13 protein-coding genes are annotated in these 14,181 nt (G+C 69.6%); 6 read left to right on the forward strand and 7 right to left on the reverse strand.

All coding sequences use genetic code 11. From position 1 onward, the window contains the following. The first annotated feature begins 333 nt into the window (after positions 1–333). On the forward strand, positions 334–615 hold the full coding sequence (locus O7621_RS20630) for a flavin reductase (RefSeq protein ID WP_282230763.1): 282 nt from the start codon (positions 334–336) through the stop codon (positions 613–615). Here O7621_RS20630 and O7621_RS20635 read toward each other — a convergent pair. The 4 genes from O7621_RS20635 to O7621_RS20650 form a co-directional block, all read right to left on the reverse strand. Further along, on the reverse strand, positions 578–3,184 hold the full coding sequence (locus tag O7621_RS20635; protein ID WP_282230764.1) for a tetratricopeptide repeat protein: 2,607 nt from the start codon (positions 3,182–3,184) through the stop codon (positions 578–580). The genes O7621_RS20630 and O7621_RS20635 overlap by 38 nt on opposite strands. Then, positions 3,181–3,606 carry a hypothetical protein gene (locus tag O7621_RS20640; protein WP_282230765.1) on the reverse strand — a complete coding sequence of 142 codons (426 nt, stop codon included), beginning with the start codon at positions 3,604–3,606 and terminating at the stop codon, positions 3,181–3,183. The genes O7621_RS20635 and O7621_RS20640 overlap by 4 nt, the downstream gene beginning before the upstream one ends. 140 nt (positions 3,607–3,746) lie before the next feature. Then, positions 3,747–5,087, reverse strand: a complete 1,341-nt coding sequence (locus O7621_RS20645) for a pentapeptide repeat-containing protein (RefSeq protein WP_282230766.1) — start codon at positions 5,085–5,087, stop codon at positions 3,747–3,749. Positions 5,088–5,199: 112 nt separating this feature from the next. Next, positions 5,200–6,414 (reverse strand): PP2C family protein-serine/threonine phosphatase, encoded by a 1,215-nt coding sequence (locus O7621_RS20650; RefSeq protein WP_282230767.1) that lies wholly within the window; start codon positions 6,412–6,414, stop codon positions 5,200–5,202. Between the two features lie 75 nt (positions 6,415–6,489). On the opposite strand from O7621_RS20650, the gene O7621_RS20655 reads away from it, so the two are divergent. After that, on the forward strand, positions 6,490–6,879 hold the full coding sequence (locus O7621_RS20655; RefSeq protein WP_282230768.1) for a DUF1304 domain-containing protein: 390 nt from the start codon (positions 6,490–6,492) through the stop codon (positions 6,877–6,879). A 277-nt stretch (positions 6,880–7,156) separates the two neighbouring features. Then, positions 7,157–7,981 (forward strand): poly-gamma-glutamate hydrolase family protein, encoded by an 825-nt coding sequence (locus tag O7621_RS20660; RefSeq protein WP_282230769.1) that lies wholly within the window; start codon positions 7,157–7,159, stop codon positions 7,979–7,981. Positions 7,982–8,013: 32 nt separating this feature from the next. On the opposite strand, the gene O7621_RS20665 is transcribed toward O7621_RS20660, so the two are convergent. Together O7621_RS20665 and O7621_RS20670 are read right to left on the reverse strand one after the other, a co-directional pair. Continuing rightward, positions 8,014–9,444, reverse strand: a complete 1,431-nt coding sequence (locus tag O7621_RS20665) for an MFS transporter (protein ID WP_282230770.1) — start codon at positions 9,442–9,444, stop codon at positions 8,014–8,016. 18 nt (positions 9,445–9,462) lie between these two features. After that, positions 9,463–10,263 (reverse strand): glycerophosphodiester phosphodiesterase, encoded by an 801-nt coding sequence (locus tag O7621_RS20670; protein WP_282230771.1) that lies wholly within the window; start codon positions 10,261–10,263, stop codon positions 9,463–9,465. Positions 10,264–10,380: 117 nt separating this feature from the next. Between O7621_RS20670 and O7621_RS20675 the strand changes: the two genes are divergently transcribed. Continuing rightward, positions 10,381–11,673, forward strand: coding sequence for an Hsp70 family protein (locus O7621_RS20675; protein ID WP_282230772.1), 1,293 nt, complete (start codon positions 10,381–10,383; stop codon positions 11,671–11,673). A 28-nt stretch (positions 11,674–11,701) separates the two neighbouring features. Here O7621_RS20675 and O7621_RS20680 read toward each other — a convergent pair whose 3' ends face one another. Continuing rightward, positions 11,702–11,902 (reverse strand): hypothetical protein, encoded by a 201-nt coding sequence (locus tag O7621_RS20680; RefSeq protein ID WP_282230773.1) that lies wholly within the window; start codon positions 11,900–11,902, stop codon positions 11,702–11,704. A gap of 731 nt (positions 11,903–12,633) precedes the next feature. On the opposite strand from O7621_RS20680, the gene O7621_RS20685 reads away from it, so the two are divergent. Next, positions 12,634–13,395: a transposase family protein gene (locus tag O7621_RS20685; protein ID WP_282230774.1), complete on the forward strand. Its 762-nt coding sequence runs from the start codon at positions 12,634–12,636 to the stop codon at positions 13,393–13,395. 369 nt (positions 13,396–13,764) lie between these two features. Then, positions 13,765–14,163, forward strand: a complete 399-nt coding sequence (locus O7621_RS20690; RefSeq protein WP_282230775.1) for a DCC1-like thiol-disulfide oxidoreductase family protein — start codon at positions 13,765–13,767, stop codon at positions 14,161–14,163. The last annotated feature ends 18 nt before the right edge of the window (positions 14,164–14,181 follow it).

Genomic DNA, 14,181 nt, shown 5'->3' on the forward strand with positions numbered 1-14,181 from the left:
GGAAATGTGTTGCAGGAAGGGTTGACAAATGGGGTTGAGGTCCACACGCGACGGCGCGATACGGTTCGCGCCACGACACGCCCGGAACTGGCGGCGACTCGGCCGGTACTGCCGCTGCGGAATACGCTGGCCCTGCCCCGACAAGTACCTGTCGTCGACCATCGCGCCGTACCTGCACAACACGCCAGCACCGCGTCCGAAGCCGACGGATCGGCCGCCGAAGCAGTCGCCGCAGTGGGATCGCGGCCACCGATGGAACCAACCCACCGCGTACGTGTGGGTCGCCGGCCTGTTGACGCGCGGACAGCGCGCCCGAGTGAACGGGGCGCACTGATGCACATCGCGTCCCGCCCCCACTGGAATTGTCGCGAGTGCGGTACCGAATGGCCGTGCGAAAGCGCCAAGATCGAGATCACCGCCGACTGGGCCAACGACCGGATCGGTATGTGCGTCTACCTCGCCACCCTGATGTACGAGGCGATCGACGACCTGCTGGAATGCGACGCCGAGCAGCTCAGCCCGCCGGACCTGTACCGCCGGTTCCTCCGCTGGCCCGATCAGATCGCCGAATCCGAAGCTATTGCCCGGCTGTCAGCGCGTCTCGGCGAGCCCTGACCGCTGTTGCCTCGTCCCCGCGACCGAGCCCGTCGAGTACGTCCGCCAACGTCCCCAGCGCCCTGACCAGGTCCCCGACGTACGCCATCGGAATCTGCCGGAACAGCTTCTCGTAGCGCTCGACTGACTCGGTCATAGCCTTGAACGCCTCTGGCAGCTTATATTGATGGGCGACCCGCACCCACGCTGACGCCCCCAGCGACATGGCGAGGTCGGGTTCGTAGGCGGCGGGGTTGACCGTGGCGAGCCGGCGTCGGATCGTGACGGCTTCGTCGGTGGCGTCCACGGCTTCGTCGCGCCGGCCCAGGTCCGACAGCCAGATGCCGAGGTTGTTCAGCGACATGGCGAGGTCGGGTTCGTAGGCGGCGGGGTTGACCGTGGCGAGCCGGCGTCGGATCGTGACGGCTTCGTCGGTGGCGTCCAGGGCTTCGTCGCGCCGGCCCAGGTTCGACAGTCGGATGCCGAGGTTGTTCAGCGACGTGGCGAGGTCGGGTTCGTAGGCGGCGGCGTTGGTCTGGGCGAGCCGGCGGTAGATTCCGACCGCTTCGGTGGTGGCAGTCAGGGCCTCCTCCCGCCAGCCCAGGTTCGACAGCATCACGGAGAGGTTGTTCAGCGACGTGGCGAGGTCGGGTTCGTAGGCGGCGGGGTTGACCGTGGCGAGCCGGCGTCGGATCGTGACGGCTTCGTCGGTGGCGTCCAGGGCTTCGTCGCGCCGGCCCAGGTTCGACAGCATCACGGAGAGGTTGTTCAGCGACGTGGCGAGGTCGGGTTCGTAGGCGGCGGGGTTGACCGTGGCGAGCCGGCGTCGGATCGTGACGGCTTCGTCGGTGGCGTCCAGGGCTTCGTCGCGCCGGCCCAGGTCCGACAAATTGAGGGAGAGGTTGTTCAGCGACATGGCGAGGTTGGGTTCGTAGGCGGCGGGGTTGACCGTGGCGAGCCGGCGGTAGATGTCGGCGGCTTCGGTGGTGGCAGTCAGGGCTTCGTCGCGCCGGCCCGCCTCCGACAACTGGTACCCGAGGGTGGCAAGTAACCACGCTCGCGTCGGCTCATCTGCGGTGGTGAGCCGATGAATCGTGAGTCGCTTCGTGATGGCGGCTTTGGCGATGGCCAGGCCGACATGCAGTCCCTGCGGCAGATGCGGCTCGATCGCTTCCAGCGCGGCGGTGTCGAGTGCGTCGACGTCGGCGATGCGGGTCAGGACGGTGCCGCCAGCGGCGACCGCCAACTCGGGACGGTCACGCAACAGCGGAGAGAGCAGCCGGGACGCGAGGTGCGGCCAGCGGATGGTTGCCTCGACCAGCATCGTCAACGCCGCTGCCGACCAGGGTGGCTGACCAGCGCCGTCCGGGTCGGTGCCGGTGATCAGCCGGGTGATCGCCCCACTGGACCATGGATCGGTAGGGGAGCCGGCCACCTTGTGGCCGGGAAGCCGCAGCGCGATGAGGTCCTCGCCGAGCCGATCCGGATACAGCGGCTCCAACACCTTGTCCGGCTTGGCCGGCGGGTAACAGACGGCATGGTCGGTCAGGACCTGGTCGGCGGCGTCCGGCGCGCACACCCCGGCCACCGTTAACGCAGCCAGGCCGTCGCCGTAGTCGAGCGGCCGGGTCATCGTCGCCGTGCAGACCGTACGGCTCAGCACCTGCGGGGTCGTGACGAAGCTGGCCCGCTGTTCGTACAGCTTGTGCCAGTGGTCGACCTCGCGGCGTAGCAGGTAGGCAGATAGGTCCCGATCGCCGGTCGGCGCGGTCCGCTGACGCGCGGCCGCGTCGACCGCGACCAGCGCCGCCATGTGGATCACCAGGATCTGCCGGTACGCCTCCTCGGTGGCCAGGTCGGCGGGCTGCCGGATCGAGCTGCCGTCGATGCCGTAGGCGTAGGCGAACCGGTCGGCCGCCTCGGTGAAGATGCGCTGCCGGTTCGCGGGGCTGTCGGCGGCCGGGGTCAGCGCGGTGACGTCGGCCGCATACCCCAGCGTCGTCAGATCATGCTGGTATGGCCACAGGGTCGACTCCGGTCGGGCGAGCAGCAGCAGCCGGGTCGGCACGCTCTGACGTAGTAGCCGGTCCTTGAGCAGGTCTCGCAGGTCTTCGGCGGGCCAGCGTTCGGCGTAGTCGATGATCACCAGCAGGCCGCGCCCGGTTACCTCGGTGGCCTCGGGCGGGTCGTCGGCGGCGAGTTGGCTGCGGTGCCGGGCGACCGCGACCGCCCAGCCGGCGGCGATGCTGTCCGCGCCGAACTGGGCCGCGAGCCGGGTCTTGCCCTGCCCACCCGGCCCGTGCATCAGCCGCACCGCCACGCCGCGCGCCGGGTCGTCGCGCCAGGCGGCCAGCTCGGCGCGGTCGGCGTCGCGCAGGGCGGTGAACGGCACCACCTGGTTGTTGGCGGCGAGCAACATGCTCGGCTGGTTGACCAACGTACGCGGGTCCGGCGGCCGTGGCGGCTGCCACCGCTCCACCCGGTACGCCGGCCGTTGCTCGTAGATGGTGATGTGCTGGTCACCGGCGGCCTGGAACACCTGCCCGTCGCCGCTGGCCTCACCGCGCAGATGGATGTCGGGTCGCGTCACCGCTCGGTGATGTGCTGGTCGCGGGCGGCCTGGTAGACGCGGGCGTTGTCTTTGGCGTTGGCGGTCATCGTGATGCTGCCGACCTGCTGCTGGTCGGCGGGCGGCAGCAGGGGAGTGAGGGTGTCGTCGAGGAGGCGACGCAGTTCGGCGGCGAACGCCGGATCCTGGCGGATCAGCCGCTGTAGTTTGCGCTGCCAGTCGTCGACCAGGCCCCGCTCGGCGTCAGTGTCACCGTCGCGGCGAGCGGCCATGACCTCCTCGCGTACCTCGGCCAGCTCGGCGGCGACGGCGTCGGCCTGCTGCGGGCGTACCCGCCGCCACAGCGCGACCGCCCCGTCACGAGCCTTCTCCCACGCGTCCGTCGCGATCGCCTGGATCAACGCGGCACCGGTCGCCGCCGCGATCGGGTCGATGTCCACCATGCCCACCACTCCGTCCGTCCGAGGTGGCAACCACAGTAGACCCGTACCGCCAGCCAGTCGGACCGCCGCACTGTCGGATCCGCTACAGCCAGGTGATCGCGGCGCACTGGACTGCACGGACGAGTGACGGCAGTGGGCCGTCACTCCGACTCCGCGTCCCCTTCCAGCTTCTCTTCTGACAGTACGTGCACCACGCGACCGTTGATGAGATCGATCTGAAATCGAGTAGCCAATGGTCGCAGATGGGTGAAACTGTCAACGCTCTCGGTTATGTGATCATCCAGATACACCCCACCTTCAAACTTAGCCCCGTCGAGGAAAGAATTTCTTGCGAACATCTCCTTGTCGAAGTCAGCAATGCCCCTTACGGTTGCGGCCGTCAATGTAATACCGCCTTTACATGTGACCCCGGAGAAGCTGACACCCTCGCCAAAATACACTCCATCGAAATGACCGAATCCAACAATTATCGATCCGATGAAGAATGCTTTCCCGGAAAATCTCGCATTGTCGAAACAGGCGCTATTGGCGAACGTTGCGTTATCAAAACCAGCTTCACCGACAAAAAACGCGTTGTCGAACCTGGCGTGCAGAATACAATTAGTGAAATCTGCGTCGAGGAGGGTCGCCTCGGTCAGGTCGAGGGTGACGCCGTTCCAGTACCCCGAGCCCGGGCTACCATCCAAGGTCTTCGGCCGCAGGTGGCGGGCGAGGATGCGCTGTGCCTCCAGCCGTACCTGGCGTTCCTCCCGGGGGTCAGGTTGCGTCGGCTGATCCGGCTTCGGCGTCTGCTTCTCGGCCGGTGGGGTGTACGGCATACGTAGGTAGGCGCAGATCACGTCGACGATGCTCTGCTGGTGCGCCGGGTTGTCCTGGGCGAGGCGTTCCAGGGCGTACAGGCCGGCCAGGCGTACCGGTGCCTTGTCGGAGCCGAGCTGTTCGGCGGCCTTGACGTACAGCTCGGTGACCCGTTTCTCGCCCGCGTCGTACTCGGTGGCCTGCTGGGTTCGTTCGGTGACCTGCTGTCGGCGTAACGCCAGCAGCAGCGCGGCGGCGGCACCGACACCCGCGCCGACCGACAGGCCGGTGCGGATCGTCTCCACCCGCAGTTGCGCCTGCTCCAACGGTGATCCGACGCCGGCTGGGATGGTGGACTGCAGACCCCACACCGCAGCCCAGGTGATACCGGCGACGGCCAAAAAGCCGAGCCCGAGGAGCCAGCTCGGCAGCGGACGCAGTGGACGCTGTGGCGGGGCGGGTGCTGCTGACGCTTCGGCAGCCGGCTGCGACCGTCGCCACAGCACCCCGCCGACAGTCAACCCGGTCACGCCGGCCACGGCCAGCAGCAACACCAGCCAGTGGCCGACGATCAGCTGCCCCAGTGTCGGCCACAGCCGGCCCGGCAGCAGCGCAACGGCAGCGGCGAGCAGAGCCGCCGCACCCGCCGCCGCAGGCGTCGCCGCCTTCCAATGTCTGATCACCTGTGTGGCCCTGCCGTCCGCTGGATACGATCCGTCGTCGGGTAGCCACAGTAGATCCGTACCGCCAGAAAGGTCGGACCGGCGCGGTGTCGGATGCCTTACGGCGGAGGTGTCACAGCGGGGTGGGCAGGACGCGGACGGCGGCGGTGCGGGACCATTCGGCCAGCAGCAGGGTGGCGTCGTCGTCGGGTGGGCCGCCCCGGTGGTCGGCGACGGCGCGGGCGAGTCGCCGTACCGCTTCGGGTGCCGGCAGCCCGGTCGCGGCCTGCCGTTCGGCGAAGTCGACCAGGCGGCGCAGACCGAACGGCTCACCGGTGCGCACCCCGGCCTCCGGCACGCCGTCGGTGAACAGCAGCAGCTGGTCGCCGGGTTCGAGGATCTCCTCGCCGACGCGGGCGGCCGTGTCGGGGATGCCCAGCGGCAGCCGCCGGCCGGCACGCAGCTCCCGGACCATTTTGCCGCCGCGCAGCAGCAGCGGCCTCGGGTGCCCGGCGTTGACATACCGCAGCAGCCCGGTCTCCAGGTCCAGATCGGCGAGGAACGCGGTGACGAACCGGGCGTCGGTAAACTGGTCGGTCAGTGCCGCGTCGGCGGTGCGGCCCTGGGTGACCAGGTCGTGCCCGCAGCGGCGGGCCGACCGGACGGCGGCGATCACCGTCGTGCAGGCCAGGCCGGCTTTCAGGCTGTGCCCGACCGCGTCGAAGATCGCCAGGAAGGCGTGGTCGCCGTCGATGGCGTAGTCGAAGCCGTCGCCGCCGACGTCGTAGCAGGGTTCGAGGACGGCGCTGACGGTGATCCGCTGCGTGGCGGCGGTCAGCGGCGGCAGCACCTGCGACAGCAGTTCCCCGGCGACGGTCGCCGACCGGGACCGGCCGACCAGCCGCAGATGGTCGCCTTTCGGCCGGGTAGCGGTGATCAGGTGCCCGATCAGCCCGGCGACGGTTTCGCAGCGGCGGCGGGTGTGCGGGCCGGCGGCGTCGGCCGCATCGTCGAAGACGTACTCGATGACGCCGAGCCGGTCGGTGCCGTCGACCATCGGAATCCACCACGCCGGGGCGTTCAGCGCCGGGATCGACTCGACAAGGGTGAAGGCCCGTCCGGCGACGGACCCTTCGACTGGTTGCGGCTGCGGGTCGGCCCGGCCCGGCACCGGTACGGGCCGCAGCGTGTGCTGCTCCTCGTCGGCCAGGTAGATGGTGGCGTGCACGCCGAGGGTGGCCATCACGTCGGCGAACGCGCCGGCCAGCTCGTCGGGCTGGAACAGGTGGGAGCGCAGCAGCACGTCGCTGAGCGCGTCGAGCCACTGTCGTTCCGGCGTGCGTTCCATGGCCGCCACCCTACGACGTGGCGTGTCCGATAGATTGCGTCCGGTCGGTACACGTCTCGTGGGAGCGGGGACACCGTGGTTGTCGCAGGTCTGGTCCTCGCCGGTGCGGCGGCGCTGATCCACGGCTACATCTTCTACCTGGAGTCGGTGGTGTGGACCGCGCCGCGTACCCGCGCGGTGTTCGGCATCCGCAGCGAGCAGGACGCCCTGACCACCCGGACGCTGGCGTTCAACCAGGGTTTCTACAACCTGTTCCTGGCCGTCGCGGTCGTCGCCGGCATCGTCGTGGTCGCGGCCGGGGCCACCGCCGTCGGCGCGACGCTGGTGTTCACCGGTGCCGGCACGATGCTCGCCGCCAGCCTGGTCCTGGTGCTCTCCCGGCCGGCGATGCTGCGCGCCGCGCTCATCCAGGGGCTGCCGCCGCTGCTGGGCGTGGTCGCCCTGGCGGTCGGGCTCACCGGCTGACCGGGCCGGCTCACCGTCTGAACCACTCCGTACGGCAAGGCCAGTCGCTGACTGGTGGCCTGTTGTCGATGTCGGGTCACGAACACCGAATGTGTCGCTGATCCGACGATTCTTCGGTGCAAATGGCACCGTACCGCTGCATTTTTCAGCCGAATGGTGCCTGCGCGGACGGAAACCCGGTCGGCAAATGGTTCGCGGTGCTGTCGGCGGCCGTGACACGGTGTGCCTCGCCCAACACCGGAGGGCGAACCGCGAACCACACCTGAGGAGACACCTCGTGAACACCAGCAGAAGGACGGTCCTCGGCCTGCTCGCCACCGCGGCGGTCGCCGGACCCCTGGCGACGCTGCCTGCCACCCCGGCGGCCGCCGCCGACATCTACACCTCGAACACCGACCTGTACTCGGACCCGAACCTGACCGAAGGGGTCGACTACGCCCGCCGCTACCGCCGGCATCCGCTGCTCGACAACTCCGACGCCACCGCGTTCCCGTTCCCGCGTACCGCGATCATCGCCCCGCACGGCGGCGGCATCGAAGGCGGCACCTCGGAGCTGTGCCTGGCGATCGCCGGCTACCACCCGGCGGACCTGGCGGCGACCCCACCGGCCGGCCCGACGTACGACTACTGGATGTTCGAAGGCATCCGCTCGTCCGGCAACGCCGAACTGCACGTCACCGCCAGCCACTGCGACGACGTCCCGGCGTTGTCGGTGGCGGCCGGCGCGATGAACGTCGTCACCCTGCACGGCTGCACCCCGGGCACCGCCGGGCTGCCGTCGGGCGCGCAGGCCGTCGCCGTCGGCGGCCGCAACGCGGCGTTGCGCGCCGGGCTGATCTCCGCCTACACCGCGGCCGGGATCAGCGCGTTCGACGCCACCGGCATCCCGGCGATCGCCGGCACCGCCACTGACAACATCGTCAACCGGACGCTGCTCGGCATGGGCGCCCAGCTGGAGCTGACCACTCCGCTGCGGGCGGCGATGTTCGGCACCAACACCCGTTCCCAGCGCAAGAACACCACCAACACGCTGTTCTGGGATTTCGTGGCGGCCACCCGCACCGCCATCACGCAGATCGAGGCGACGCAGCCGATCCTGTGACGCTCACCGCGGCACCCCGCCCCGCTCCCGGGTCACAGCACCCGGGGCGGGGTGTTGCCGGCGGCGACGATCGCCCGGCGCATCGGCACCGCCAGCAGCAGCACGAACCCGACCACAAAGAAGATCAACAACGAGACCAGACCGACCCGGTACGAGTTCGTCAGCTGGAACACCAACCCGAACGCCAACGGCCCCAACCAGCTGGTGCCCTTGTCGCTGATCTCGTAGAAGCCGTAGTACTCGCCTTCCTTACCGGCCGGGATCAGCTGGCTGAACAGTGACCGGCTCAACGCCTGAGAGCCGCCGAGCACCAGCCCGATCGCCGCGCCGAGCGCCATGAACTGCGCCGGCGCCTCGGCCGGCAGCCGGAACGCCGCCACGATCACCCCGGTCCACAGCACCAGGCTGCCCAGCACCGTCTTCCACGCACCGATACGCTGCGCGACCGCCCCGAGCAGCAGCGCCCCACCGAACGCCAGGAACTGCACCAGCAGGATCGTCACGATCAGCGTCGACTGGCCCAGCCGCAGCTCCTCGGTGCCGTACTGGCTGGCCAACGCGATCACCGTCTGGATGCCGTCGTTGTAGACCAGGAACGCCAGCAGGAAGAACAACGTCAACGGGTACGCCTTCAGCCCGCGCACCGTACGGCCCAGCTGTTTGAACCCGTCGGTGAGCACGTTGCCGCCGGGCCGGGCGTCGACCGCCGGATGTTCCCGCAGCCACGCCAGTGGCACCAGGGTGAACACCGCCCACCACACCCCGGCCGACACGATCGACCAGCGGGCCAGGTCCAGGGTGCGCTGCGCGTCGCCGTCGACGCTGAACGACTGCACCACCACCAGGTTGACGGCCAGCAGCAGCCCGCCACCGAGGTAGCCGAGCGCCCAGCCGCGGCTGGAGATCCGGTCGCGGTCGTCGGGGCCGCCCAGCTGCGGCAGGAACGAGTTGTACACCACCACGCTGGCGCCGAACGCGATGTTGGCCAGGACGAACAGCCCGCCGCCGAGCAGGTAGCGGTCCCCGGTGACGAACACCATCGCGACCGTCGCCCCGGCGCCGAGCAACGCCGACACCGCCAGCAGCCGCTTCTTGTGCATCGACCGGTCGGCCAGCGCGCCCATCACCGGCAGCACCAGCACCGTCAACGCCACCGACAGCGACACCAGATACGGGAAGTACGCCCCCGGCGCCACCTCGATGCCCAGCGGGTACACCGAGCCGGTGCACTCGTCGGCGTCGGCCGCGCAGCCGGCGGCCTGCTTGGTGACCGTGGTCAGGAACGGCCCCAGGAACACGGTGATGACGGTGGTGGAGAACGCCGACATCGCCCAGTCGTAGAAGTACCAGCCGGTGCGTTCCCGCCGGGTGCTCGACGGTGCGGCACCGGGCGACGCCGACGGCGGCGGTACGGGCGCGGGCCCGGTGGGCGTGCCGCTGGGTGGCTCGGTGGGGTCGGCCATCGGATCCTTCACTGTCGGTCAGTGGGCGGCGCGGTCCGCGTCGACCCGCCGGTCGGGCGGCCAGTGGCCGCGGGCGAGATACACGTCACGCAACACCTCGACGTGATCGGTCATGATGCCATCCACCCCGAGGTCCAGTAACTCGTGCATCTGGGCGGGTTCGTCGATCGTCCAGACATGCACCTGCAACCCCAGCCGGTGGCAGTACGCCACGAACCGGGCGTCGACCACCCGTACCCGGTTGAACCGCACCGGCACCTGCGCGGCCACCACCGACGGCGGCAGCCGCAGCCGCCGGCCGGTCAACGACCCGACCCGCAGCCGGGTCACCGCCTGCATGCCCAGCGACGTCGCCACCCGACCGCCGGTCGACGTCCGCAGCCGGTGCAGCCGCCGATCGGAGAACGACGCCAGCAGCACCCGGTCGGCGGCGGCGCACCGGTCGACCGCCGCCAGCGTCGGCTCCACCCCGCCGTCGGCCTTCACGTCGATGTTGAACCGCACCTGCGGCCAGCTGTCGAGCACGTCGTCGAGCCGCGGCACCACCGACGCCCCGCCGACCCGCACCGTGGCCAGGTCCGCCCAGCGCAGCCGCGCGATGCTGCCCTTGTCGCCGGTCACCCGGTCCAGGGTCGGATCGTGGAACACCACCGCCACCTGATCGGCGGTGCCGTGCACGTCGGTCTCCACGTACCGGTAGCCGAGCCCGACGGCACGGCCGAACGCCTCGGCGGTGTTCTCGTCACCGCGGGCCGCCCCGCCCCGGTGCGCGAACGCGATCGGAGCCGGCAAGTCCAGGTACGCGAACCGGTGCGACACGCCCGCAGTATGCCCGCCGCGGGCAACCTGCGGGCGTACGGCAGGTTGCGCGACGCCGACCGGTCCCCGGCCGGTGACCGGTGCGGGCCGCCGCGCCGCCGGCAGTAGGGTGCCCCCATGCGGGCACTCGGCATCGACTTCGGCACCTCGAACACGGTGGCGGTGGTACGCGGCGGCGACGGCCGGGTACGGCCGCTGCTGTTCGACGGCACCCCGCTGCTGCCGTCGGCGGTGTACCGCGACGCCGACGGGCGGCTGCTCGTCGGCGCGGACGCGCACCGCCGCGCCCGCATCGACCCGTCCGGGTTCGAGCCCAACCCGAAACGCCGCGTCGATGACGGCACGGTGCTGCTCGGCGACGCCGACGTCGCGGTGTCGCAGCTGGTCGCCGCCCTGCTGCGGCACGTCGCCGCCGAGGCCCGCCGCCAGCTCGGCGGCGTCGACGAGGTCCGGCTGACCCATCCGGTGCGGTGGGGGGAGCGGCGGCGGATGGTCCTCATCCAGGCCGCGTACGCCGCCGGGCTGCCCCGGCCGACGCTGATCGCCGAACCGGTCGCCGCCGCCTCCTACTACACGTCCGCGCTGGGCACGGCGATACCGCCCGGGCGGGCGTTGGCCGTCTACGACCTGGGCGGCGGCACCTTCGACGCCGCCGTGGTCCGGCGTACCGCCACCGGGTTCGACGTGCTCGCCGAGCAGGGCCTGGCCGAACTCGGCGGACTCGACTTCGACCAGGCGCTGGTCGAGCATCTCGGCGGCGTCTACTCGCCCAGCCGCACGAGCGTGTGGAACGGTCTGGTCGCCCCCGCCGACACCGGGTCGCGGCGGGCCCGCGCCCTGCTCTACGACGACGTCCGCGGCGCGAAGGAGATGCTGTCCCGCACGGTCAGCGCCGACGTGCACCTGCCGGCGTTGGACATCGCCGCCCACGTCACCCGCGACGAACTGGAGTCGCTGATCCGCGACCACCTGGCCCGTACCGTGACGTGTCTGGCGCAGACGGTCGCCGCCGCCGGCCTTACCCCGGCCGACCTGGTCGGCGTGTTCCTGGTCGGCGGTTCCAGCCGGATCCCGCTCGCCGCGCAGCTGATCCACACCGAACTGGGGGTTGCACCGACCACACTGGAGCAGCCGGAGACCGTCGTCGCCGACGGCGCGCTGCGCCTCGGTGCCGCCGCCCGCGTCGACCTGCCCGGCCCGCGTCCACCGGCGCCGGTGCACCCGACCCCGATGTCGCCGGCGCCGATGCCGACGCCGGTCTCACCGCACCTGACGCCGATGTCGCCGTATCCGGTGTCTGCCGCGCCGGGCCGCCCCTGGTACGACGAACACGGCCCGGTCCTGGTGGCCGCACTGGCCACCATGGTCGGCATCGCCGCCGTGGTCGTGGTCGTGCTGCTGCTCAGCTGACCAGGGCAGGGCCCGGGACCACATGAGGTCACGGTGTGGTCCGGTCCAGCACGGCGGTGACCGCGCCCGGCTGCCGCGGTGCGGTCCGCTCCCCGGTGCCTGTGGTGCGTCGCGCATCCTGCAGCGGAACGAAACAGGCGACAGCGACAGCCAACCCGAAACGGAGGTTGCCGACAACGGCGTCGCCGAACAGATCACCGCCGACCGAGGTGACCGGGGCAATCATCATGAAGGCTACAGAAATCGACCATGCGGCGTTTCGCAACCGGCCACAAGCGCGACACCCAGTACGATTGTCAGTGTGCGCTTATGAAACATGGCACTATCAGCTGTAGGTAACGTTGCAGTCGTCGCAATCCCAGTGCATGCCACTGCCGAAGCCTGCGGAGCCCGTGCGCGAGGTGTAGGCATATGATGACGTACCGTACACGTGCGGCCAAGTGTAGCCGTCCGATGCGCGCAACCCAGCGCTGAGGCGCCCCGAGCAACTTCCGCTCACCTTTGACGTTTCCGCCCAGGCGAAGGTGCTGCTGTAGCGCCCGCTCGCCACCCAGTTCGTTCCGCAGCTACGGCTGACTTCCCTGTTGTTCCCAATCGCTTGAGCGGGGGCCGCCGGCAGCATGGCACCGACGACTGCGACGGCGGCAGCTATCGCCGCCAACGACATGGAGCGTCCCATTGACTTCCCCACGGGCTCATCCTTTCGTTCCTCGAGAGCATTTCTTGCGGCACCTGAACCACGGGCACTTACTAGCTGGGATAGCTGCGTCAGAATCTTCCAGGCCATTTCATGGCAGCGAGAGAGCTATTAAACTGAGATTTTTTGGATTTGATCGACAGAGAGGCTTATTCAGCAGGGCCCCGATAGCCCACAGTGGACCCCCCCGATAAACGAGACGGCCCGCCCTCCCATAGGATGGAGTTACCACACAACAACCAAAGAAAAGCGGACCGCCGAACATGTATCATACCACCGGCTTCACGACCGATCAGATCCGCGACCTCTGCGTGCTGGTCCGCACCGAATGCCGGAACCTGGGCATGGAACCGTGGCCACCGATCCTCGGCCTCTACCGCGCCCTCGTGGTCACGTTGACCTACATGCGGCGCAACCGCGTCCAAGCGGAGATCGCCGAGGCGCACGGTGTCTCCCAGTCGACGATCTCCCGGGCGGTCGCCGGCATCACCCCGGTCCTCGACCGCGTGCTGGCGGGGTTCGCGCCGACCGCCGACGAGCTCGACCCGACCGTCCAGTACATCGTCGACGGCACTCTGTTCCCCTGCTGGTCATGGCGCACGGACCGCTGTCTGTACTCTGGCAAGCACAAGACCACGGGCATGAGCGTCCAGGTCGCCTGCACCCTCGACGGCGCGCTCGCCTGGGTCTCCGATCCTGTCACCGGCAACCACCACGACTCGTACGCGATCAACGACACCGGTGTTCTCGCCAGCCTGAACCCTGGAGACTGGATCGGCGACAAAGGATACGTCGGCAACGGCATGATCACTCCGTACAAGAAGCCCAAGGGCGGCGAGCTCACAGAGTGGCAGAAGGAATACAACAGGCAGGTCAACAAGATCCGCTGGGTCGTCGAACAGGTCATCGCGAACCTGAAGACCTGGAGAATCCTGCACACCGACTACCGCAGACCGCTCGCGACCTTCACAGAAACGATCTCCTGTGCCATCGGGCTGCATTTCTACAGGATCGCCTGTGAATAGACCTCCAATCCGATAAATTGATCTCGCGCTACCCCGCCGGTTGGGGGCGTTCGCCGCAGACGTCGACCCGCGATCGGACCCGACGTCGGTGGTCGTGGGCCGCCGTACCGATGATCGGTGGCTGTCGTGGTCGAGGCTGCGGCTGCGTCGGACAGGCACCTGCTCATCCGGTCCGCCAGCCCATCTTGTCGGTCAACGACTCGTTAGGACGCCGGCGATCCCGTGACCAAGTTCCTGCTCGCCTTTGACCACCGACCCTGCATAGGACAGATGCCCCGCCGCGCTGGCGGTCGACGTGGCCGCCGCCGGTGCCACCGGATCGGACACATCCGGTGGCACCGGCTGGCGCCGACGCGGGACAATGATCGTATGAGTGACGCCAGCGCACCCTCAGGCACCTTCGTCTACGACGGCGACTGCGCGTTCTGCACCATGTGTGTCCGGTTCATCGAACGTCGGGTGCCCAACGATGCCACCGTCGTGCCGTGGCAGTGGACCGACCTGGCCGCGCTGGGCCTGACCCGTGACCAGGCGGTGACCGCCGTGCAATGGGTGCCGGCCGACAAGAGCCGCTCCGCCGCCGGCCCGGCGGCGATCGCCGCGCTGCTGCGCACCAGCAACCCGCTGTGGCGGGCCGCCGGGGCCGTCCTCGGGCTGCGCCCGGTCACCGCCCTGGCCTGGCCGGTGTACCGGTGGATCGCCGACAACCGGCACCGGCTGCCCGGCGGTACCGCCGCCTGCGCCGTGCCGCCGGCCGCGACAGGCTGACCCCGCCCGCCGGCCAAC

The sequence above is a fragment of the Solwaraspora sp. WMMD937 genome (assembly GCF_029581175.1).
In the GTDB taxonomy this organism is placed as follows: Bacteria; Actinomycetota; Actinomycetes; order Mycobacteriales; family Micromonosporaceae; genus Micromonospora_E.